At 60.2% G+C, this 21,787-nt stretch carries 24 protein-coding genes; 6 read left to right on the forward strand and 18 right to left on the reverse strand.

Features of this window, described 5'->3' with window-relative positions; translation table 11 throughout:
• Positions 1-2: 2 nt before the first annotated feature.
• Positions 3-692 carry a DUF4197 domain-containing protein gene (locus BFP95_RS18065; RefSeq protein WP_049713406.1) on the forward strand — a complete coding sequence of 230 codons (690 nt, stop codon included), beginning with the start codon at positions 3-5 and terminating at the stop codon, positions 690-692.
• A gap of 67 nt (positions 693-759) precedes the next feature.
• Here the strand turns inward: BFP95_RS18065 and BFP95_RS18070 are convergent, their stop codons facing one another.
• The 3 genes from BFP95_RS18070 to BFP95_RS18080 form a co-directional block, all read right to left on the reverse strand.
• Positions 760-972 (reverse strand): hypothetical protein, encoded by a 213-nt coding sequence (locus tag BFP95_RS18070; protein ID WP_065872460.1) that lies wholly within the window; start codon positions 970-972, stop codon positions 760-762.
• A gap of 153 nt (positions 973-1,125) precedes the next feature.
• Positions 1,126-4,191: an efflux RND transporter permease subunit gene (locus BFP95_RS18075; protein ID WP_065872461.1), complete on the reverse strand. Its 3,066-nt coding sequence runs from the start codon at positions 4,189-4,191 to the stop codon at positions 1,126-1,128.
• 6 nt (positions 4,192-4,197) lie between these two features.
• Positions 4,198-5,298 (reverse strand): efflux RND transporter periplasmic adaptor subunit, encoded by a 1,101-nt coding sequence (locus tag BFP95_RS18080; protein ID WP_065872462.1) that lies wholly within the window; start codon positions 5,296-5,298, stop codon positions 4,198-4,200.
• Positions 5,299-5,391: 93 nt separating this feature from the next.
• Here BFP95_RS18080 and BFP95_RS18085 point away from each other — a divergent pair, with 93 nt between their 5' ends.
• Positions 5,392-6,027 carry a TetR/AcrR family transcriptional regulator gene (locus tag BFP95_RS18085; protein ID WP_065872463.1) on the forward strand — a complete coding sequence of 212 codons (636 nt, stop codon included), beginning with the start codon at positions 5,392-5,394 and terminating at the stop codon, positions 6,025-6,027.
• A 43-nt stretch (positions 6,028-6,070) separates the two neighbouring features.
• Here BFP95_RS18085 and BFP95_RS18090 read toward each other — a convergent pair whose 3' ends face one another.
• Positions 6,071-6,853, reverse strand: a complete 783-nt coding sequence (locus BFP95_RS18090) for a class I SAM-dependent methyltransferase (protein WP_065872464.1) — start codon at positions 6,851-6,853, stop codon at positions 6,071-6,073.
• 96 nt (positions 6,854-6,949) lie between these two features.
• Between BFP95_RS18090 and BFP95_RS18095 the strand changes: the two genes are divergently transcribed.
• The gene (locus BFP95_RS18095) at positions 6,950-7,570 is read left to right on the forward strand and encodes an energy transducer TonB (RefSeq protein WP_065872465.1); all 621 of its coding nucleotides are present in this window, start codon (positions 6,950-6,952) and stop codon (positions 7,568-7,570) included.
• A 3-nt stretch (positions 7,571-7,573) separates the two neighbouring features.
• Here BFP95_RS18095 and BFP95_RS18100 read toward each other — a convergent pair whose 3' ends face one another.
• The 7 genes from BFP95_RS18100 to ppc all read right to left on the reverse strand — a co-directional run bounded on the left by BFP95_RS18100 (position 7,574) and on the right by ppc (position 14,799).
• Positions 7,574-8,272, reverse strand: a complete 699-nt coding sequence (locus tag BFP95_RS18100) for an extensin-like domain-containing protein (protein WP_065872466.1) — start codon at positions 8,270-8,272, stop codon at positions 7,574-7,576.
• 3 nt (positions 8,273-8,275) lie between these two features.
• Positions 8,276-9,103, reverse strand: coding sequence for an isocitrate lyase/PEP mutase family protein (locus tag BFP95_RS18105; RefSeq protein ID WP_065872467.1), 828 nt, complete (start codon positions 9,101-9,103; stop codon positions 8,276-8,278).
• 27 nt (positions 9,104-9,130) lie between these two features.
• Entirely contained in the window at positions 9,131-9,991 is an 861-nt protein-coding gene (locus BFP95_RS18110; RefSeq protein WP_065872468.1) for a DUF72 domain-containing protein, read from the reverse strand.
• A complete protein-coding gene (locus tag BFP95_RS18115) occupies positions 9,991-10,293 on the reverse strand; it encodes a hypothetical protein (protein WP_049709694.1) in 303 nt (100 codons plus the stop codon). The genes BFP95_RS18110 and BFP95_RS18115 overlap by 1 nt, the downstream gene beginning before the upstream one ends.
• Before the next feature lie 160 nt (positions 10,294-10,453).
• On the reverse strand, positions 10,454-11,140 hold the full coding sequence (tsaB, locus tag BFP95_RS18120; RefSeq protein ID WP_065880088.1) for a tRNA (adenosine(37)-N6)-threonylcarbamoyltransferase complex dimerization subunit type 1 TsaB: 687 nt from the start codon (positions 11,138-11,140) through the stop codon (positions 10,454-10,456).
• Between the two features lie 90 nt (positions 11,141-11,230).
• On the reverse strand, positions 11,231-11,878 hold the full coding sequence (gene adk / locus BFP95_RS18125; RefSeq protein WP_049709696.1) for an adenylate kinase: 648 nt from the start codon (positions 11,876-11,878) through the stop codon (positions 11,231-11,233).
• Positions 11,879-12,171: 293 nt separating this feature from the next.
• On the reverse strand, positions 12,172-14,799 hold the full coding sequence (gene ppc, locus BFP95_RS18130; RefSeq protein WP_065872470.1) for a phosphoenolpyruvate carboxylase: 2,628 nt from the start codon (positions 14,797-14,799) through the stop codon (positions 12,172-12,174).
• Between the two features lie 184 nt (positions 14,800-14,983).
• Between ppc and BFP95_RS18135 the strand changes: the two genes are divergently transcribed.
• The 3 genes from BFP95_RS18135 to BFP95_RS18145 all read left to right on the forward strand — a co-directional run bounded on the left by BFP95_RS18135 (position 14,984) and on the right by BFP95_RS18145 (position 16,877).
• On the forward strand, positions 14,984-15,328 hold the full coding sequence (locus tag BFP95_RS18135) for a pilin assembly protein (protein ID WP_065872471.1): 345 nt from the start codon (positions 14,984-14,986) through the stop codon (positions 15,326-15,328).
• Positions 15,329-15,625: 297 nt separating this feature from the next.
• On the forward strand, positions 15,626-16,036 hold the full coding sequence (locus BFP95_RS18140) for a DUF4398 domain-containing protein (RefSeq protein WP_175402981.1): 411 nt from the start codon (positions 15,626-15,628) through the stop codon (positions 16,034-16,036).
• Positions 16,037-16,091: 55 nt separating this feature from the next.
• Positions 16,092-16,877 carry an OmpA family protein gene (locus tag BFP95_RS18145; protein ID WP_065910504.1) on the forward strand — a complete coding sequence of 262 codons (786 nt, stop codon included), beginning with the start codon at positions 16,092-16,094 and terminating at the stop codon, positions 16,875-16,877.
• A 29-nt stretch (positions 16,878-16,906) separates the two neighbouring features.
• Here the strand turns inward: BFP95_RS18145 and BFP95_RS18150 are convergent, their stop codons facing one another.
• From BFP95_RS18150 to BFP95_RS18180, 7 genes are all read right to left on the reverse strand, one after another.
• Positions 16,907-17,101, reverse strand: a complete 195-nt coding sequence (locus BFP95_RS18150; RefSeq protein ID WP_065872474.1) for a hypothetical protein — start codon at positions 17,099-17,101, stop codon at positions 16,907-16,909.
• A gap of 202 nt (positions 17,102-17,303) precedes the next feature.
• Positions 17,304-17,600 (reverse strand): hypothetical protein, encoded by a 297-nt coding sequence (locus BFP95_RS18155; RefSeq protein WP_175402980.1) that lies wholly within the window; start codon positions 17,598-17,600, stop codon positions 17,304-17,306.
• Positions 17,601-17,805: 205 nt separating this feature from the next.
• Entirely contained in the window at positions 17,806-18,132 is a 327-nt protein-coding gene (locus BFP95_RS18160; protein ID WP_064451038.1) for a hypothetical protein, read from the reverse strand.
• Complete coding sequence (locus BFP95_RS18165) at positions 18,129-19,034, reverse strand: alpha/beta hydrolase (RefSeq protein WP_065872476.1); 906 nt, start codon at positions 19,032-19,034, stop codon at positions 18,129-18,131. The genes BFP95_RS18160 and BFP95_RS18165 overlap by 4 nt, the downstream gene beginning before the upstream one ends.
• 101 nt (positions 19,035-19,135) lie before the next feature.
• Positions 19,136-20,413, reverse strand: a complete 1,278-nt coding sequence (locus tag BFP95_RS18170) for a flavohemoglobin expression-modulating QEGLA motif protein (protein ID WP_065872477.1) — start codon at positions 20,411-20,413, stop codon at positions 19,136-19,138.
• Between the two features lie 21 nt (positions 20,414-20,434).
• Complete coding sequence (locus BFP95_RS18175; protein WP_065872478.1) at positions 20,435-20,983, reverse strand: hypothetical protein; 549 nt, start codon at positions 20,981-20,983, stop codon at positions 20,435-20,437.
• Between the two features lie 15 nt (positions 20,984-20,998).
• Positions 20,999-21,715: a TetR/AcrR family transcriptional regulator gene (locus tag BFP95_RS18180; protein WP_083207060.1), complete on the reverse strand. Its 717-nt coding sequence runs from the start codon at positions 21,713-21,715 to the stop codon at positions 20,999-21,001.
• Positions 21,716-21,787 lie beyond the last annotated feature (72 nt).

Consider the following 21,787-nt stretch of genomic DNA (forward strand, 5'->3'; position numbering starts at 1 on the left):
CCATGCTCCGTAACTCCCTTCGTTTTACTGCCCTGTGTGCCGGCTTGCTGCTCGGTGCCAATGCCATGGCCCTGGATCTTGGCAGCCTGTCCCAAGGCGACGCCGCCGGTGGCCTCAAGGATGCACTGACCCAAGGCGCGCAGATCGCCGTGAAGCAACTGGGCGTCCCCGGTGGTTTCAGCGATAACCCCGAAGTGAAGATCGGCCTGCCGGGCAAGTTGGGCAAAGTCGCCGACAAACTGAAAATGTTCGGCATGGGTGATCAAGTCACTCAGCTGGAGACCAGCATGAACAAGGCCGCCGAAACCGCCGTGACCCAGGCCCAACCGATCCTGGTCAACGCCGTGAAAAACATGAGCGTGACTGACGCCAAGGGCATTCTCAGTGGGGGTCAGGACTCGGCAACCCAGTACCTGAACAAAAGCAGCCGCGAACAAATTCGCGCCAAGTTCCTGCCGATCGTCAAGGCGGCTACCGACAAGGTCGGCGTGGCCCAACAGTACAACGCCCTGGCCGGCAAGGCTGCGGCCTTTGGCGCAGTGGACGCCAAGAGCGCCAACGTCGAAAACTACGTGACCGAGCAGGCGCTGGATGGGTTGTTCAAGATGATTGCCAAGCAGGAAGAAACCATTCGCGAGAACCCTGCAGCTGCCGCGACCAGCCTGGCGAAGAAAGTCTTCGGCGCGCTGTAAAGCCGCACATGAATCCGGGCAGGTGTGGGGGGGCTCACCTGCCCGGAACCAAGAAGTCCTCGTGTGATTAGAAGATCTTCCCTAAACCAAGACCAAGACCAAGACCGCCAAAAGCGATCGCCCCCAAGGGCATGACACCAAAGCCTATCGCGAAACCCTTGCGGGGCTTGCAAGCCTCTTTGCAAGGGTCACTGGGCTTGGCAGGTTCAGGCTTGCCAGGCCCGCATGGGTTGCTGCTGCAGGCGGGTTTGAAAGCGCTGACATTGATATCAATTTTCATAAACACTCCTTGAATCATCAGATTTAAGCTTCTACCAGCAGGTATGGAGCCTGCTGGTAGAAGACCTGGCAATCAGGTAATTCATGTGTGGCCCGCGTCTCTGAAACGTTCCCGCCTCCGTATTGCCTTTGTGAAAAACCCTACGACAAACTTTTACACGGACTGTGGTTTGACTCGGAACCACGCCGCGTACAACGCCGGCAAAAACAACAACGTCAACGCCGTCGCCACGATCAAGCCGCCCATGATCGCCACGGCCATTGGTCCGAAGAACACACTGCGTGACAGTGGAATCATTGCCAGCACGGCCGCCAGGGCTGTCAGCACAATCGGGCGGAAACGTCGCACGGTGGCTTCGATGATCGCCTGCCAGGGTGCCAGGCCCGCCTTGATGTCCTGTTCGATCTGATCGACCAGGATCACTGAGTTCCGCATGATCATCCCGGACAGTGCAATGGTCCCCAGCATGGCCACGAAGCCAAACGGCTGGCGGAATACCAGCAGGAATAACGTCACACCGATCAACCCCAGCGGCGCTGTCAGAAACACCATGGCCGTGCGCGAGAAGCTGCGCAGTTGCAGCATCAGCAGGGTCAGTACCACCACGATAAACAGCGGCACGCCGGCCTTCACCGAGTTCTGGCCACGGGCCGAGTCCTCGACCGTACCGCCGACGTCCAGCAGGTAGCCATCCGGCAGTTCGGCACGCACGCCTGCAAGGGTTGGCAAGATCTGTTGGACCAATGTCGCCGGCTGCTCCTTGCCATAGATGTCGGCGCGGATGGTCACCGTCGGCAGACGGTTGCGGTGCCAGATAATGCCTTCTTCGAAGCCGTATTCGAGGGTAGCGATTTGCGACAGCGCTACACTTTTACCGTTATCGGTGGGCACCGCCAGGCTTGGCAGCAATGACAGCTCGGTGCGTTCATGCACCGTGCCGCGCAGGAGGATCTCGATCAACTCGTTGTCCTCCCGGTATTGACTGACGCTGGAACCGGTCAACGAACTCTGCAGGAATTTCGACAAGTTGGCCGTGCTCACGCCAAGGGCACGGGCGCGGTCCTGGTCGATATTGAGGTAGACGATCTTGCTCGGCTCTTCCCAGTCCAGGTGCACGTTGACCACGTGGGTATTTTCGCGAACCTTGGCTGCGACTTTGCGTGCCAGGGCGCGGACTTCTTCGATGTGCTCGCCGGTCACGCGGAACTGCACCGGGTAGCCCACGGGCGGGCCGTTTTCCAGGCGTGTGACCCGTGAGCGCAGGTCCGGGAATTGTTCGTTGAGGGTTTCGATCAGCCAGGTGCGCAGGCTTTCACGTTCTTCAATGGTTCTGGCCAGCACCACAAACTGCGCGAAGCTGGCGGCCGGCAGTTGCTGATCCAGGGGCAAGTAAAAGCGCGGCGAACCGGTACCGACATAGGCCACGTAATTGTCGATGCTTTCGTGCTGCTTGAGCAGCGCCTCCAGGCGTTTGACCTGATCAGCGGTGTTGCTCAAAGAGGCACCTTCGGCCAGCTTCAGGTCGACCATCAGCTCCAGTCGGCCAGAGGCTGGGAAGAACTGTTGAGGCACAAAACGGAACAACGCCACCGAGCCGATAAACAACAACAGGGTCAGTACGATCACGGTCTTGCGCCGACGCACACACCATTCCACCAATCGCCTTACACGCTGATAGAACGGCGTGCCGTAGGGATCAGGGCCATCGGTGCCGTGCTTGGCTGCGTGAATCTTCGCCAGGTCCGGCAGGAGTTTTTCCCCCAGGTAGGGCACAAACACCACGGCAGCCACCCACGAGGCGAGCAACGCAATGGTCACCACCTGGAAAATCGAACGGGTGTATTCGCCGGTGCTCGATTGCGCCGTGGCGATCGGCAGGAAGCCCGCCGCCGTGATCAGCGTACCGGTGAGCATCGGGAATGCGGTGCTGGTCCAGGCAAAGCTGGCGGCCTTGAGCCGGTCATAACCCTGCTCCATTTTGATCGCCATCATTTCTACCGCGATGATCGCGTCATCCACCAGCAAACCCAAGGCCAGTACCAGGGCACCGAGGGAAATCTTGTGCAGGCCGATGCCGAGGTAATACATGGTGGCAAAGGTCATCGCCAGCACCAGCGGAATCGCCAGGGCCACCACCATGCCCGTACGCACACCAAGGGAAAAGAAGCTCACCAGCAACACGATGGCCAGCGCTTCGGCCAGCACCTGCACGAATTCCCCGACGCTGGTTTTCACCGCCGCCGGTTGGTCCGACACCTTGCGCAGTTCCATGCCTGCCGGAAGGTTCTTCTGCAGGCGTGAGAATTCGCTCTCCAAGGCTTTGCCCAGTACCAGAATATCGCCGCCGTCACGCATGGCCACGGCCAGGCCAATGGCATCTGCGCCCATGAAGCGCATACGCGGTGCCGGTGGGTCGTTGAAGCCGCGGTGGATGTCGGCTGCATCGCCGATGCGGAAGGTGCGGTCACCCACGCGAATCGGGAAGTTACGGATCTCTTCCACGCTCTTGAAGTTGCCCGACACCCGCAGTTGCACGCGCTCGCTAGGGGTTTCAAAGAAGCCCGCAGTGGACACCGCATTTTGCTCCTGCAATGCCTGCTGCACCGCCGCCAATGGCAGGCCGAGCGTGGCCAGCTTGAGGTTGGACAGTTCGATCCAGATCTTTTCATCCTGCAGGCCGAGCAGCTCGACCTTGCCCACATCCGCCACCCGCTGCAGTTGAATCTGGATGCGGTCGGCATAGTCCTTAAGCACGGCGTAGTCAAAACCATCACCGGTCAGCGCGTAGATATTGCCAAAGGTGGTGCCGAACTCATCGTTGAAAAACGGCCCTTGGATATCCGGTGGCAAGGTCTGGCGGATGTCGCTGATCTTCTTGCGCACCTGGTACCACAGGTCGGGGATCTGCGCCGAATGCATGGAATCACGGGCAATGAAAGTGACCTGGGATTCGCCGGGCCGCGAGAAGGAGACGATGCGCTCGTACTCACCCGTCTCCATGAGTTTTTTCTCGATGCGCTCGGTGACTTGCCGCGAAACTTCCTGGGCCGTGGCCCCCGGCCAGTTGGTCTTGATCACCATGGCCTTGAAGGTGAACGGCGGGTCTTCACTTTGTCCCAGCTTGGAGTAGGACAAGGTGCCAACCACCGCCAGCAGGATCATCAGGAACAGTACGATCTGGCGATTACGCAGCGCCCATTCGGAAAGATTGAAACCCATCGGGGACTACTCCTTGGCCGCCAGATTCACCACACGGTTGGCACGATCCACCGGGCGCACTTGCTGGCCCTCGTGGAGCACATGGACTCCCGCGGCGATTACCCAATCGGTCGGGGTCAGGCCTTCCAGTACCGGGACGGTTTTTTCACCAAAGGCGCCGATGCGTACCGGCGTGCGCTTGAGCGTATTGTCGGGCTGCACACGCCAGACGTAGGACTCACCGTTCTCCGCACTGAGGGCCGACAGCGGCACCGACAACGGAATAACACCATCGGCCTGTATGAAAACCCGGGCGCTTTGGCCAAGCTCGGCCGGCACCTTGCCGCTAGTGAACGCCACGCGGGCCGCGAACGTACGCGACTTCGGATCGGCCGCCGGTGACAGCTCACGAATACGCCCGGTGAAGCGTTGATCGGGCTGGCTCCACAGCTCCACCGAGACCGGCTGGCCAAGCTTGAAACGGCCAAAACCCTGCTCCGGCAAGCTGATCAGCACTTCGCGCTCGCCATCGGTGGCGAGGGTGAACACGGTCTGGCCGGCGGACACCACTTGCCCAACTTCCACTGCGCGCTTGGCGACCACACCGTCCTGTGGCGCACGCAGCACGGCATAGCCGGCCTGGTTGCTGGCCACGTCGAACTCAGCCTTGATCTGCTTGAGGCGGGCAACACCGGAACGATAGAGGTTTTCGGAATTGTCGTACTGGGAACGGCTGACCATCTGACGGTCCATCAGGGTCTTGTAGCGGTCGCGCTCGGCACGTACCAGGCTCAGGTTGGCCTCGGCGGCGGCAACCTGGGCACGGGTGGCTTCCAGTTGCAGGCGCACGTCCTGTGGGTCGAGCTCTGCCAGCGGTTGGTTGGCCTTGACTCGCTCGCCCTCTTCCACCAGCCGCTTGCTGATCTTGCCGCCGATGCGGAATGCCAGGTCTGGCTCATAGCGCGCGCGCACTTCGCCGGGGTAGCTGTCCATCGACTGCGAAGAAGGCTGTGGCTGCACCACCATGGCCGGGCGGATGGTGGTCTGGACCGCTTCTTCATGGCCGCAGGCAGCCAACAAGAACACCAGACTGACAGGCAACGCAAAGGGCAGGAAAGTGCTGCGCATGCTGTAGGACCTTTCGCAAATGAAGCTAAGAATAATTATACTGGCCGGTATGTTATTAATACCAAACTCGCCAGTCCAGTATTAAAGGTGAAAATGTCCGACAATCCTGTAAACACCAATAGCCCCGGGCGCCCCAAGGACATGGCAAAACGCCAGGCTATTCTCGAAGCAGCGAAATTCCTGTTTTTGAGTAATGGTTACGCCAGCACCAGCATGGATGCCGTGGCCCTCGAGGCCGGCGTTTCAAAACTGACCGTCTACAGCCACTTCAATGACAAAGAGACCCTGTTCACCGCCGCCGTGGTGGCCAAGTGCGAGGAACAGCTGCCGGTGATGTACTTCGAGCTGCCCGAAGGCGTGCCTGTGGAGACTGTGTTGTTGAACATCGCGCGGGGGTTCCATCGCCTGATCAACAGCGAAGAGTCGATAAACCTGCATCGCCTGATGATGACCACCGGCAGCCAAGACGTGAAACTCTCGCAGATCTTCTTCGAGGCCGGCCCCATGCGCATGCTGCAAGGCATGGAGCGCCTGCTCGGCAAGATCGACCAGGGCGGCGCCCTGAGCATCGATAAACCCTTCACGGCAGCCGAGCACTTTTTTTGCCTGCTCAAGGGCACGGCGAATTTTTGCCTGCTGTATGGCTGCGGCGGGCAACTGAGCGAAGAAGCCGCCGAAGCACATGTGCAGGAAGTGGTGGGGTTGTTTATGCGGGCTTATCGACCCTGAAGCCTTGTGCTGCCGCGATGAGGCCCTAAGACTCAATGAAGAGTCAGGCCTTTAGCGCTTTCTTGGGGTAAATATCATACCGGCTGGACTTACCATCCAGCGCATGGCTCGGCTTCGGCCCTTCAATGCACGGCGCCTTGCGCGGACGCTTGACCACCACGCGGTGGCTGGCCAGGGCCAGGGCAGCGGCCAGTAGCGCCGGTGCGTCCGGATCATCGCCCACCAGCGGGCGGAACAGGCGCATTTCCTTCTTCACCAATGCCGTCTTCTCACGGTGCGGGAACATCGGGTCGAGGTAGATCACCTGGGGTGGCTCGCCTTCCCAGTTGCGCATCACGTCAATGGAGTTGCCCTTGAGCAACTTCATACGCGCCACGATCGGCGCCACCTCAAAATCATCCGCGCCGCGCGCCAGGCCATCTTCGAGCAGGGCGCCGATCAGCGGCTGGCGCTCGATCAGGCTCATTTCGCAGCCCAGGCTGGCAAGCACGAAGGCGTCCTTACCCAGGCCCGCCGTGGCGTCCAGCACCCGTGGGCGTACGCCTTGGGCGACCCCCACGGCCTTGGCAATCATCTGCCCGCTGCCACCGCCGTACAGCCGTCGATGCGCCGCGCCGCCCTCGACAAAGTCCACCCGCACCGGCCCAGGCGCGTCAGGCCCAAGTTGTTGTAGCTGTAGGCCATGCTCCCCGAACTGCAGGGCAAAGTCCGCATCCGCCAGGTGTAACGGCAAACCCAGCAGTGAAGCCCACTGCTCGGCACGGTCCTTGAAACCTTCGCCCAAGGCCTCGACCCTGATGCGGCTGGCCGCTGGTTGTTCGCTCATCAATCGCTACGCTCAAAAATATTAAGGATCGGCCAAAACCGGCCGATAAAAACAACAGTCAGGTATTTTGCCAGAGCTGAGCGTCGACCGAGAAAAATGTCAGACATTCTTCCCCTAACCATCGGTGTACTGCCGACCCATAACCACTACGGCCTGCGCAATACTCAAGCGCTGGCCGGGGTGAGTCATGTGTGGCAGGACTTCTTCGCCCGGGCATTGGCCGAGCAGCTCGGCGATACGCCTGGCGCGCTGGCGGTCCAGGCGCCTGCACCTGCGGACCCAGCGGTAGAACCCAACGCCGGCGCCGACCTGTTGTCGCAGATCCTCACCCAGCGTGAGTGTGACGTGAAAGACACCGAGATCGCCCCTCCTGAGCCGCTGTTCCTGCCGATCGCCGAGTTCGAAACCGAACTGCTGCCACCCGCCGCCGAGCCGTTCCCGGACGAAGAAATCGTCGCCCAGCAACGCCAGCAGAATTTCGAAAGTGGCTGGGTACGCCCGATCGTGCTGACCGCCGGCCAGCCGCTGCCGGAGCCAGGCCCTGCGCCGGAACCACGCCCACTGCACCTGCCCATTGCCGAATTCGAGCTGGACCTGCTGCCACCGGCCGCCACGCCGTACCCTACCGAAGAACTGGTCGCGCAACAAAAGGCCCTGGACTTCGATTACTACTGGGCACGCCCGCTGATCGCCAACAACCTGCGTCTGGCCGCTTAAACCCTAGCGACACACCCACCAACGCCCCATGTCCAGATGGAAATGGTTGCGGTGCGCGGCGTTGTAGTCCGGGCTCAGTACCACATTGAAATCATCGCAGGCACTGTCGCGCACCTGACGCAGGAACCGTGCATCAGCGCCCTCCCCCGGCCAATCCTTGAGCACACTGATGCTACGTCCATCCGCCAGGCGAAAGCCGGCAATGTCCAGCGCATTGGCGGAGGCATGCTGGCTGAGACGCCCTTCAGCGCGGTTATACATGTTGCGGCAGGCGAAGCTGCCCAGGTGATCGACCCGCGTCACCGCCTGGCCAAACACCGCCTGGGCCGCCGGCTGCAAGCTGTGCCGCTCGAACAACGCGAACGCGACCGCGAGTGGGCAACTGGCGAGAAAGCTACTGCTGAGCCCAACCGCAGCGCCCTGCACACGCAAGGTATTGCGCAAAGGGCAGGCGGCGTCGGCGGGCGTATCGGCCTGATGGCCGACGCGCAGGCCGGAGGTTTCCAGCACTTTGTCGCACAGCGCCGGATCATCCTGCAGACGTCCCAATTTATAACGGGTCAAAAAGTTGGGGCTGGCGCGCACATCCAACGGCGCCCAGGGGTTCCACTCAGCCGGCAACGGCACCCAGCCACGCCAGACACCGACGGCAAACACCCCGCCCAGAACCAGCAGTACGCCGATAACTTTGAAGAAACGCACCGCTTAGTCCTTAAAGAACTGGTTGGCCTGACTGAACGGCATTTTGCGGTCGGTGAAGGTGAACGTGCCCAGCTCATAGACTTCCTGGGCCGCGCGGTAGAACTCACCATAGGCGGCCAACGCCAGCGCCGAGCCGACGCTGATACGCCGCACGCCCATCTCGCTCAACTGCGCCACGCTGAGGTTCAAGCCGCCGGACATCAACACATTCACCGGCTTGGGCGCGACCGCCTTGACCACCGCCAGCACTTCCTCGGCAGTGCGCAGGGCTGGGGCATACAGCACGTCGGCACCGGCTTCGGCGTAGGCTTGCAGGCGGCGGATGGTGTCAGGCAAATCCAGACGACCATGCAGGAGGTTTTCCGCGCGGGCAGTCAGGGTGAAGGGGAATGGCAGGCTGCGCGCGGCGGCAACGGCAGCTTCCACGCGCTCGACGGAAAGGTCGAAGGGATAGATCGGGTCGGCGGCAATACCGGTGGCATCCTCGATGGAACCGCCAACGATACCCGTGGCCGCGGCACGCAGGATCGTCTGGGCGCAACCTTCGGGGGTGTCACTGAAGCCGTTTTCCAGATCGGCCGCCACCGGCAACGCTGTGGCTTTGACGATCATACTGGCGTTGATCAACGTGTCATCCAGGGACAGCGCCCCTTCCGCATCCGGGCGCCCCAGGCTGAACGCATACCCCGCACTGGTGGTGGCCAGCGCCTCAAACCCCAGGCTGGCGAGCATCACAGCGGAACCTGCATCCCACGGGTTGGGCATCACAAACGCACGGTCGCGCTCATGCAAGGCCTTGAAGGTTTCGGCGCGAAGGGTTTGGGCATCCATGTCTGGCTCCAGGCGGAAAAAGGTGCCCTAGAGTAACCCCAGTTGCTCCGCTACGGGAGCTCGATCCAGGGTTGCCAGCGCTGGCAGGCCAGGCAGGCGCACCCTCAACTGGTCGTGAAACCGCAGCGCCAATTGCGCGGCGAGGCGGTTGTCCGAGGTGTGCAGGAACACGTAGGGCGTGCGGCCTTCTTCAATCCAACCGGCAACTTTCTCCACCCAGGGGACCAGGAACGGGTCATTGGCTTCCAATTCGGGATGGCCGATAAAACGCACTTGGGGAAACTGCGTCAGCGCCGCCGGACGCGGTGGCACCTTGGGCTTCTTGGATTGCGCGTGCAGCACGGCCGCCGAGGTGGACGTGCAACTGAACAAAGCGCGCGGGTCAAGGCAGACCCGCTCGACCCCGCGGTCACGCAACAAACGGTTGAGCCGGCGCTCGGCATCTCCCTTGGCGAAAAACTCAAGGTGCCGCACTTCGACAGCCATCGGACGCTCGAGCCCATCAATAAAACCTGCCAACTCACCCAGACGCTGCGGCGTGAACGTCGCGGGCAGCTGCAACCACAATGGCGATACCCGCTCACCCAGCGGGCTCATCAAGCCAACAAAGCTTTCTGCCGCCGGCAGTTGTTCGATCAGGTTGCCGCTATGGCTGATATCACCGGGAAATTTGGCCGTGAAGCGGAAATCGTCAGGCATGATTTCGGCCCAGCGTTGCACCGTCGCAGCTGAAGGGCGGGCATAAAAGGTGGTATTGCCTTCAACCGCGTTGAAGACCTGGGAATAGAGCGCAAGGTAGTCGCTGGAACGGGCATCGGCGGGGTACAGGTACTCGCGCCAAGCGTTTTCGCTCCAGGACGGGCAACCGAGGTAGTAAGGCAGACGCATCAGATGTGGATGTCGAGGCCCAGCACTTCCATATCCCATTCGACAAAACCGGCAGTGGTCAGGTAGCTGGCCAGGGCGGTGGCGACGCTTTTGCTCATGGAGCGCGGGAAGACCATGTCTTGCTGACGGGCTGGAAGACCGCTGATACGAGCGCCTGCGGAACCCTGGGCATTTTGCTGTGCTTCGGACTGGACTTCGATAAAGTCCGGCGAATCTTCGACGGACTCGTCTACCGTAACGTTTGCCTTGCGTGGCTTACGCTTGATGGGGTAGGACGGTGAGGAAAATCCATCTATACGCATGTATGCGAACTCGGTATCGGTGATGGCATTTTAGTGGCGCAATCCATAACGCGCAAATGCTCTGGTGATAACTAGAACACATAATTTGAAAAAGGTTTAAAAGCGGGGGCAAATTCTGACGATTGGTGAATTTAGCCCCAAAGTGCCAGCATTTTTGACGTCAAATAATCCCGCGTTCAGCTTTAGTCTGCGCAACCTTATCGCGCAGATAAACCGGAGCAGCCTGGTCCGCCGGAATCGCTTCACCCCGCTCGAACGCGAAGCGCGCGAGGGTCAATAAGTCTTCGGCATGAGGCAACATCGCAGCGTCCTGGCCGGCCAACGACACGGCAATGCGTTCGCCATACCCCCAGCCGGTGCCGGCGCCGAACCAATCACCGCTGGCATCCAACGGCAACGCAGACGACTCCGGCGGCTGCACTGCTTCCACGCCCACCAGGCGCATCTCGCCCGCCGTTGCGCGATAGCAACCCCAATACACTTCATCCATCCGCGCATCGATAGCGGCCGCCACCTGCTGCGCGCCGTGTTCGCGCAAGGCACGCTGCGCCAGTACCGCCAGGTTGGACACCGGCAACACCGGGCGCTCCAACGCGAACGCCAGCCCCTGCACCACGCCGATGGCGATGCGCACACCGGTAAACGCGCCCGGGCCACGGCCGAAGGCGATGGCATCGACCGCAGCCAACGTAGTACCTGCGTCTTCAAGCAGTTGCTTGATCATTGGCAGCAGCTTCTGCGCATGCAGGCGCGGGATCACCTCGTAGTGGCTCGTTACCTTGCCATCGTGCAGCAAGGCAACGGAGCAAGCTTCAGTCGCGGTGTCCAGGGCCAGCAGGGTGCTCATCGTTGTGGGTGTCCAAGTCGAAAAAAAGTGCGCCAGTATAAACAACAACGGCCCGCAAGCGGGCCGTTATCCGTGAAGCCAGTCGAGGGATCAGCTCAGTGCTTGCAGCACTTTGGCAGTGATCGCTTCAACCGAGCCGACGCCAGGAATGTGGCTGTACTTCGGCTTGCCGTTAGCGGCGGACAGCTTCTGGTAAAAATCCACCAGCGGTTTGGTCTGGGAATGGTAGACCGACAGGCGATGACGCACGGTTTCTTCGGTGTCGTCTTTACGCTGCACCAGGTCTTCGCCAGTCACATCGTCCTTGCCTTCAACCTTTGGCGGGTTGTAGACGGTGTGGTACACGCGGCCAGAAGCTTCGTGAACGCGACGGCCAGCAATGCGCTGGACGATTTCTTCGTCTTCAACCGCGATTTCGACGACGGCATCCAGCTCGACGCCGGCCTTCACCAGGGCTTCGGCCTGGGGAATGGTGCGCGGGAAGCCGTCGAACAGGAAACCGTTCTTGCAGTCTTCCTGGCTGATGCGTTCCTTGACCAGGTTGATGATCAGGTCATCAGAAACCAGGCCACCGCTGTCCATCACGCTCTTGGCGATCAGGCCCAGCTCGGTGCCGGCCTTGACGGCCGCACGCAGCATGTCGCCGGTGGAGATTTGTGGAATGCCGAATTTTTCAGTGATGAACTTTGCCTGAGTACCTTTACCGGCCCCCGGAGCTCCCAGCAGAATGACGCGCATTGATGTGCTCCTCAATTTTTTATAGAGATGACGCTCGGATTCGCCGCGTGGGGCCAATCTCGTAAAATAGGGTTTGTAACTGTATGAGCCCAGCCGTCCAAAACGGCCAAAGGCTGATCAAGATACACAGCAGGCCCTAACCACACAAGCCGCCGAAAGTCGCAGGAACCGTGCCCGGCTTACGTCATAGGTAGGGTGTGCCTGAGTGCAACCCGGCCGCATAAACGCCAGCCGCCCTTTTCAGGACGGCCGACGTGCTTTATCTGCAAGCCATTGAGAACACGCAAAAAACCTTAGCCGGTGTTACGCAAACCAGCGGCAATACCGGCCACAGACACCAGCAGCGCCTGTTCCAGAGGGCTGTCCTGCGCCGCTTCCTGCTGGCGCGAGCGTGCCAGCAGCTCGGCTTGCAGCAAGTGCAAGGGGTCGAGGTAGGTGTTGCGCAGGCGGATGAACTCAAGGGTGTCAGGGCTATGGGCCAGCAGTTGCGACTGACCGGTCAGGCCAAGCACCACGCTGCACGCCTGCGACAATAGGTCGCGCAGGTGCGCACCCAATGGCAGCAGGTCTGGCTGCACCAGCCGCTCGTCATACAGACGGGCGATATCGGCATCGGCCTTGGCCAGCACCATTTCCAGCATGTCGATGCGGGTACGGAAGAACGGCCATTGCTCACGCATCTGCCCCAGCAGTTCGCCTTCGCCGCGCTCCAGCGCCTTGCTCAGCGCCGCTTCCCAACCAAGCCAGGCCGGCAGCATCAGGCGGGTCTGGGTCCAACCGAAGATCCATGGGATCGCACGCAGGCTTTCAATCCCGCCCGCACGGCGCTTGGCCGGGCGACTGCCCAATGGCAAACGGCCCAGTTCCTGTTCCGGCGTGGACTGGCGGAAGTACTCAACGAACTGCGGATTTTCCCGCACAACGGCGCGGTAAGCGCTGACACCGTCTGCCGCCAATTCATCCATCAAATGGCGCCAGGCCGGTTCAGGCGGCGGCGGTGGCAACAGCGTGGCTTCGAGTACCGCCGCCAGGTAAAGATTGAGGTTCTGTTCGGCGATATCCGGCAGGCCGAATTTAAAGCGAATCATCTCGCCCTGCTCAGTGGTACGGAACCGCCCCGCCACCGAACCCGGTGGCTGCGACAGGATCGCCGCGTGCGCCGGGCCGCCGCCACGGCCGACCGTGCCGCCACGACCGTGGAACAACAGCAATTCCACTTGTTGTTCGCGGCATATATCCACCAGCCGTTCCTGCGCCCGGTACTGCGCCCAGGCAGCGGCGGTGGTGCCGGCGTCCTTGGCTGAGTCCGAGTAGCCAATCATCACTTCTTGCGGGCCCTGCAAACGCGCGCGATAGCCCGGCAGCAGCAACAGTTGCTCGATCACAGGACCGGCGTTATCCAAGTCGGTCAGGGTTTCGAACAGCGGCACCACGCGCATCGGCCGTTGCACGCCTGACTCTTTAAGCAGCAGTTGCACTGCCAGCACGTCGGACGCCGCGCCCGCCATGGAAATGACATACGAACCCAAGGAGGCAGCCGGGGCGGCGGCGACTTCCTTGCAAGTGTTAAGCACCTCGGCGGTATCGGCTGACGGTTTGAAATAGCTCGGCAATAGCGGTCGACGGTTGGCCAGCTCCTTCATCAGGAAGCTGATGCGCGCGTCTTCGTCCCAGTCTTCGTAACGTCCCAGCCCCAGATAATCGGTGATCTCGGTCATCGCCGCCGAATGGCGACTGGAGTCCTGGCGCACGTCCAAGCGTACAAGGAATAAGCCAAAGGTCACGGCCCGACGCAGGCAGTCGAGCAGCGGGCCATCGGCGATCACGCCCATGCCGCACTCATGCAGCGACTGGTAGCACAATTCCAGCGGCTCCAGCAGGTCATGGTTGTTCTGCAACACCTCGGCCGGCGCCGGGGTGCTGCTGCTCAACGCCGCGTGTGCCCATTGGCGCGTGGCGCGCAGGCGTTCGCGCAGTTGCTTGAGCAACGCACGATAAGGCTCGACGCTGTCACCGACCTTGGCCTGCAACGCCGGGCTGGCCTGTTGCATCGACAGCTCCGAGGCCAGGTGATCGATATCACGCAGGTACAAGTCGGCCGCCATCCAGCGCGCCAACAACAACACTTCGCGGGTGACCGGCGCAGTGACATTCGGGTTGCCGTCACGGTCGCCGCCCATCCAGGACGCAAAGCGGATCGGCGCCGCTTCCAGGGGCAGGCGCAGGCCGGTGGCGGCGTGCAACGCCTGGTCAGCCTTGCGCAGGTAATTAGGGATGGCGTGCCACAGCGAATGCTCGATCACCGCAAAGCCCCACTTGGCCTCGTCCACCGGGGTGGGCCGGGTACGGCGGATTTCTTCGGTGTGCCAGGCTTCAGCGATCAGCCGTTGCAGGCGCTGGCGGATCTGCTCGCGCTCGGCGGTCGTGAGGTCGCGGTGATCCTGCAGGGCCAGTTGGGCAGCAATGGCATCGTATTTCTGGATCAGGGTACGGCGCGCCACTTCCGTAGGGTGAGCGGTGAGGACCAGTTCAATCTCCAGGCGCCCCAACTGGCGGGCCAGGGATTCGTTGCTATGGCCTTCGCTTTGCAGGCGGGCGAGCAACTCCGGCAATACGCGGGATTCAAACGGCGCGGGTTGCGACTCATCGCGTCGGTGAATCAGTTGGTATTGCTCGGCGATGTTGGCGAGGTTGAGGAATTGATTGAACGCACGGGCCACCGGCAACAGTTCGTTTTCCTGCAGCTGATTCACGCGGGTACTCAGTTCATCGCCAGCGCCGCGGCGATCAGCCTTTGCGCCTTTGCGGATCTGCTCGATCTTGTCGAGGAAATCATCGCCGTACTGCTCTCGAATGGTGTTGCCCAACAGCTCACCCAGCAGGTGAACATCCTCACGCAAGCGTGCATCGATATCACTCATCAGCCAATCTCCAGCCAGAAATCCGGGACGCGCAGGTCTGCCAGAGTGCCGCCAGCGTCCATTTATGACAAGACTTTAAACCTTGTGAGTTGCAGCTAGTCTCAAGGTTGAGTCGTCGCGTTTACCTACGCAGGCGACTGGTTGCTCATCACCGCCTGCCAACGCAGGCTTTATTGAGGTTGCCATGAAAATCCGAGAATTGGCCCAGCATTGGGAAGAGAACGCCAAGGGTCGCCTGACCAAAACCGAGTACGCGATTCATCTGGATGTAGAGGCGGCCGCGAGGCTGGCGGCCATCGCCGAAATGTACCCCAAGCGTCAGACCGAAGAATTACTGGGCGAGTTGATCGGCGCGGCCCTGGAAGAGCTTGAAGAGAGCTTTCCGTACGTCAAGGGCGAGCATGTGATTGCCACCGACGAAGAGGGCGACCCCCTTTACGAAGATGTCGGTCCAACCCCTCGCTTCCTGTCACTTTCGCGGCGGTTTCTGCACGACCAGTCTGCCAGCGACGAAGACCCGCAACGCTGACCCCCTCTTCAAAACTTCCTTTTCACCCAAGTATTCCGGGCTTTTATCGAGCCCGGCATACCGTTCGTGCAGCAGAAAGTTCCAACTTTTTGCCCTGACCAATCAGTCAAAAAAATTTTTTAGGCAATTCGCCATCTTTGCTGAACTATTCAAAAAAGCCTCGGGTCACACCGAGTAAGCCATCACTTGGAACAGCCGTTTGAATAGGCGTCCGCAGCTTTAAAGCTAGTCCGCCGCCGCTGACCACCTGAGATGGATTTTGATGTTATTAGGAGTTATCTAATGGAGTTGAAGACGATGAAGACCAGCACTGCCAAATCCTCGTTTAACCCTCTGCGCGGGCTCAAGTTGGCCGCGTTGGCAATCGGCACCAGCTTCGTTTTGGCTGGCTGCGCCGGCAACCCTCCGACCGAGCAATATGCAGTCACCCAGTCTGCGGTGAACAGCGCTGTCAGCGCCGGCGGCACCGAGTACGCGGCTGTAGAAATGAAGTCGGCCCAGGACAAGCTCAAGCAAGCTGAGATTGCCATGCACGACAAAAATTACGACGAAGCCCGTCGCCTGGCCGAACAAGCCGAGTGGGACGCTCGCGTTGCAGAGCGCAAATCCCAGGCTGCCAAGGCTGAACAGGCTGTGAAGGATTCCCAGAAGGCTGTTGATGAGTTGCGTAAGGAAGGCATGCGCCCGGCTGCTATCCAGCAGAAGTAAGACGCTTCCTGTGACCGAATCGCACCCGATAAAGAATTGAAAGGACGACACGACTATGCGTAAACAATTGATGATCCCTGCCCTGCTGGCGATGAGCGTTGCACTGGCGGCTTGCTCCACTCCGCCGAACGCGAACCTGGAAAATGCACGGACCAACTTCTCGTCCCTGCAAACCAACCCGCAAGCGACCAAGCTCGCGGCGCTGGAAACCAAGGAAGCCAGCGAATGGCTGGACAAGGCTGACAAGGCTTACCGCGACAACGAAGACCAGAAGAAAGTCGACCAACTGGCCTACCTGACCAACCAGCGTGTTGAAGTGGCCAAAGACACCATCGTGCTGCGCGAATCCGAAGCCAAGCTGAAAAACGCCGGCGACGAACGCGCTCGCGCTTTGCTGGATGCTCGTGATGCGCAGATCAAGCAGCTGCAAGACAGCTTGAACGCCAAGCAGACCGATCGCGGCACCCTGGTGACCTTCGGTGACGTGCTGTTCGCCACCAACAAATCTGATCTGAAATCCAGCGGCCTGGTTAACATCACCAAGCTGGCTCAGTTCCTGCGCGACAACCCGGACCGTAAGGTGATCGTCGAAGGCTACACCGACAGCACCGGTTCCGACTCGTACAACCAGAGCCTGTCGGAGCGCCGTGCAGCCTCCGTGCAACGCGCACTGGCTCAGCAAGGCGTGGACATCTCGCGCATCGTGACCCAAGGCTATGGCAAGGAATACCCGGTTGCCGACAACACCAGCGTGTCGGGCCGTGCAATGAACCGCCGCGTTGAAGTGACCATCTCCAACGACAACCAACCGGTCAAGCCACGGTCTTCCGTTGCTAACTGATTGATTGGCGCCGCATAAAAAAACCCACCTCACGGTGGGTTTTTTTTCGGCTCGTCAAACTGAATGGTGCGATTCGTATCCTCGGCTGGCAGTTCAATCTTTGCGCTGGCCGGTTCATCCATCCGTTGATCGCGCTTGTACCTGCGAGCAGCTTCCTGTTCCAGCGCCACATGCTGTCTTGCCATGGCCAACATGTTTTCCAATACAGGAATATGTATTTTCATCCTCGACCCAATCTGAGTAGGTTGCACCTTTTTATGTGGGAGCTTGAGCCGAAACGGTTCCAGACATTTCCTCTGCGAATGTCCCATGCCGCTACGTGACTTGCGTGTGCCACGCGTCACACCGCCTGCTCCGTTGCGGATTGTCGGTCTAACTCAACATGAAAAACCGCCCAATAGAGGCGGTTTTTTGAGGGAGCGCGAATTACCCGCCGACCTTGCCTGAGCCCTGTGTCTCCGGCATTTGGATTTGGCCCTGACTGCCAGCCTGACCCTCTTGTGCGCCTTGATCGCCTTGCGCGCCCTGTGCACCCTGAGCCTTCTGTGCCAGCAGCTTCTCCAGCAGTTTCATCAGTTCGTCGAGGCCAGCTCCGCCCTCGCTACCTTGACCGCCTTTAGCACCTTGTGCCTGCATTTCTTTGATTTTATTTTGAACGTCTCGGATCTGCTGATCGAGGCCTTGGTTTGATTGGGCGCCCCCAACATTGGCACCAGCGCCCATGCTCCCTACGCCCGACACTCCGTTTATACCCGCCATATATGCTCACTCCAGACTAATGAAAAAAATGGGCCGATCAGCATCGCCAATCAGCCCATAATCTGTGGTGAGCGCGCCAGGCTGGTTCCGGCCGGCTGAACGCCTGACAGGCGTTAAATCATTAAACGGTACGCAAAACGGAGCTTTCCCACAGCGCTGAAAACAGCGTTCACTCCTGCAATTGCGGGGTTTCTTGCCCCATGCATCGCACGGCCTGCTTCTTGTTGTTCACCAGCACACCGCTGAGGCCTTTCTGCTCGGTGTCGAACATCACCAGCACGCCATCCACGCATTGCGCCACTTGCGCGGCCGGGGTCAGGGAGATCTTGTAGTCCTCGCCGGGCACGGTCTTGAGCAGGGTGAAATCGCTGAGCAGCAATGCATCTTCGGGTTTGGCAAAGTGCAGGTAACCGTAGAACCACAGGCAACCGACGGTACCGATGATAGTGCCAATACCGGTGAGGATCAGCGGGATCATATTGCGTTCTTCGCTCATTGCGGGCTCTCTGATGAATCAACTTTTCGAGTGGGATAGTTCGGAATTTCGCCCAGGCGACGTAGGCCGTTGAAGTGTTGCGGGTCGTCCAGATAGCGCAGCATCACGGTTTGCCAGGTCTTGTCGGCAAAGGTTTGCACATGGCCGCCCCGGGTCAACTGCAGCACCCTTGGCGGCGGCGCGGCCTGGTACAGGCGGATGCCATTGGCCACTGGCACAATGGGGTCATCCAGACTGTGGAACAACAGTTTCGGCACACCCGTCAGCTGAGGCATGGCGCGGATCGCACTGTCGGCGTCCGGTACCAGCCAGGACAGGGGCACTTGAAACGGCCATGTTAACCAGGAAGTACTGAGGGCGAATTGTCCTACGTCACGATAACTGGCGGGCACGCCGTCCAGCACCAGCGCCTTGAGCCGGGATTGACGTTCCGGATGGGCTGCCAGGTAGTGCACCGCCAGCGCGCCACCCAGGCTTTGGCCCAGAACGATCAGCGGCTGGCCCTGGGTTTCGGGCGCCTTGTCGATCCAGCTGAACGCCGCATCAACATCCTGATAGACCGCGGGTAATGATGGCTTGCCTTCCGACAGCCCATAACCGCGATAGTCCAGCAGCAGTACTTGGTAACCCTGCTCAGGCAACCACCAACTGCCGCCCAGGTGCCAGGCGAGGTTGCCGCCGTTGCCGTGCAAGTGCAGCACCGTGCCCTTGAGCGGCACGCCGGGCTTGGCCGGTAGCCACCAGGCGTGAAGCTTCACGCCATCGGCGGTGGTCAAGGTGACGTCGCGGTATTGCAGGCGGGCTTTTTCCGGCGTGAACGGCAGGCCGGGCTCGGGGTAGAACAGCAGGGAGCTGCAGCCGTTCAAAGTGAGTAGCAGGCACAAAATGCCGAGGATTCTCATCCGTTGAAGCCTCGCTGGAAGGTTGTACTCATTTCTCAAAAACAAATGAGATCAAATGTGGGAGCTGGTTCGCCTGCTCCCACCTGTTTGATCCGGTTTCCTCAAAGGATATTCGAATAATCTGCCTCGATCCGATCCAGGCTCAAGTGGTTGAGGAAGTTGGAGAAGCACATCCACGCCGCCAGCGCGTTCATATCGCGGAACTGCTCCGGCAAGTACTTGGGCGGCACCACCAGGCCTTCGTCAACCAGCTGACGCAGGGTGCGCATGTCTTCCAGGGTGGTCTTGCCGCAGAACAGCAGCGGCACTTGCTCCAGCTTGCCTTTACGCACGGCGAGCTGAATGTAGTTGTAGACCATGATAAAGCCCTTGAGGTAGGACAGATCCTTGGTAAACGGCAGACCGTTCGGCACCGAGCCACGGAATACGCGACTGGCGTTGCCATAGCTTTCGCCCATCTCAAAGCCTTGCTCGCGGAAGAACTCAAACACCTGCAGGAAGTCGGCGCCCTCCTCCACCATGTGGATGGCACGGGTGCGGTTGGTCAGTTTGCGCAGGCGGCTCGGGTAGGAGGCAAAGGTGATGATTTCCATCAGGATCGCCAGGCCTTCCTGGGTCACGGTGGAGGACGGCGGGCCCTTGGACAGGAATGTGCAGATCGGTTGGTTCTGCCCGTTTAGCGTGGTGCCAACATGCACCAGGCCTTCATGCACTTCCAAGGCGCGCACGTCGCGGTCATTGAACATCGCGTCGGCGCGGATCTTGATGTAGTCGGCGCCCGCCGCGGCGTCGGCGACAATACCGTCGGACTCGAACACGCGGATAGTCTCTTCGGCCTCGCCAAATACCTTGTTCAGGCGTGTTTGCAGCAGCGCCACGGCGTCCTTGGCGGTGAGGGTCTTGGCTTCATCCTTCAAATCGCCACGGCCGTCGATGTTGTTCAGATAGTCAGAAAGCATCAGGCCCAGGTCCGCCAGGGTCGGGTCGCCAGCGTGGAACGCATCGGAGGCGGCGCCGTACAGTTCCTGGGATATCAGGCCGAAATCCTCGGTACCGCGCGCTTCGAGCATGCGCACCACCATGCGATATTCCCGGCACATGCGGCGCATGATCTGCCCCACGGGGCTGAACTGGCCGAGGCGACGGGTAATGTCGCGCTCGATGTTCTGGAACTCCAGCTTTACCGCGCTGGAATCAAACGACAGCGGTCGGTTCCGGTAGTAGTCGCGGTCCACCGCGGGCATTTCCTTGCCCTTGGCCTTGAGGAATCCCTGGCGAATGTTGTCGTCCCACTTCACGGCGTCGAGGACGCGAATCGGTGTCTGCGCCAGCACAATGCGATCAGACAAGGTGCGTATCGTCTGCTGGTAATCGTCCACCCGGTGCTTCCTCTTTAAACGTTATTTGCCCGTGCGCTGGTAGCGCACGGCTTCCACGAATACATCGGCGTTGGCCGGGTCATCCAGGTAGGCAAACACTTGGTCCATGGGGCTGTCGACCAATACCCCATCGCCTTCGACGGTTTCCACGGTGTCGCCGTGCAGCACCTGTTGCCCGATGGCCTGGTGAATCTGTTCCAGATCGAGGTTATAGACCACCAATTCGTGCTTATCGTCGAACTCGAATCCTGCCAGGAAGTAATGCCCTCCGAACTTGGCCGGCAACGGTGCCGACAGGTACCAGCGGCTGCCATGACGCGAAACCGTAAACAGGTATTCATCGCGCTGGGCCGGTGTGGCTTTAGGGTAGCTCACCGCCTTATAGCGATGCTCACCAGCACCGCTGATTTGCAGATTGAGCGGTTCGCCCCAGGCATTCCTGCTGGTCCAATGGCCCAGCAATTCATCCGGCGCCGCCTCATGAGCCGGCAGCGGGTCCTTGAACGTCACCAAGCAACCGCTGAGCAACAGGAACGACAAGGCGATTACCGCCACACGCCAGGTTTTCATTGGACTCCCCCGGTGTCAGACCGAGGCCAACACCAAATGCATATAACGCTTGAGAATTTCAAGCATCTCTTCACCGGTCAGAGGCTCTGCGCCGCCCAGCAGGCCCTGATATTCCATCCGACTGATTATCGCCGTCAACACTTTGGCATCCTGTTGCGGCTCGCGGGAGCCCAGTACCTGGAAAAACTGCCCTGTGCCCTGCAACAGAATCTGCTGATGGGAACGCACCAGCTCAGCCAACCGCGGGTTCAGCAGCGCTTCCTGTCGAAAGGCCTGCTCGGCCATCAGGTGCTCACGGCGGTTGGTCAGTTGGCGCAACACGTAGTCAGCGGTCAAACGCGCAATATCATCGGCCAGTTGCGAGCGTGACTGCGGGCTGCCGTCGCCATAGGCGACCATTTCACGCAGCAGACCCTCGTTACGCACCCACAGCTTGCCCATGAACGCGGCACTGCGTTCGACGTATTGGGCGAAGGTATCGGTGAGCAAGTCATCGATATCCTTGAAATAGTAGGTGGTGGCCGACAACGGCACCCCCGCCTCTGCCGCGACTGCCCGATGGCGCACGGCCCGTACGCCATCACGCACCACGATGCGCATCGCCGCATCGAGAATGTCTTGCCTGCGTTGCTCACTGCCCCGTCGACTGGCCTTACGGCCCTGGTACTGGACGCTTTCAGCCACGGCAGCAGCAATGCCGGCGGCGCCTTCTTGAGCCATTACGCGGTTCACGACACACATCCTTGAATAGATCAAAACCTGGCGCTGTTTGCTTGACGCTTATAAACGCCGCATAAAAAAGCC

Source organism: Pseudomonas sp. 58 R 12 (assembly GCF_900005865.1).
GTDB classification, from domain to species: domain Bacteria; phylum Pseudomonadota; class Gammaproteobacteria; order Pseudomonadales; family Pseudomonadaceae; genus Aquipseudomonas; species Aquipseudomonas tritici.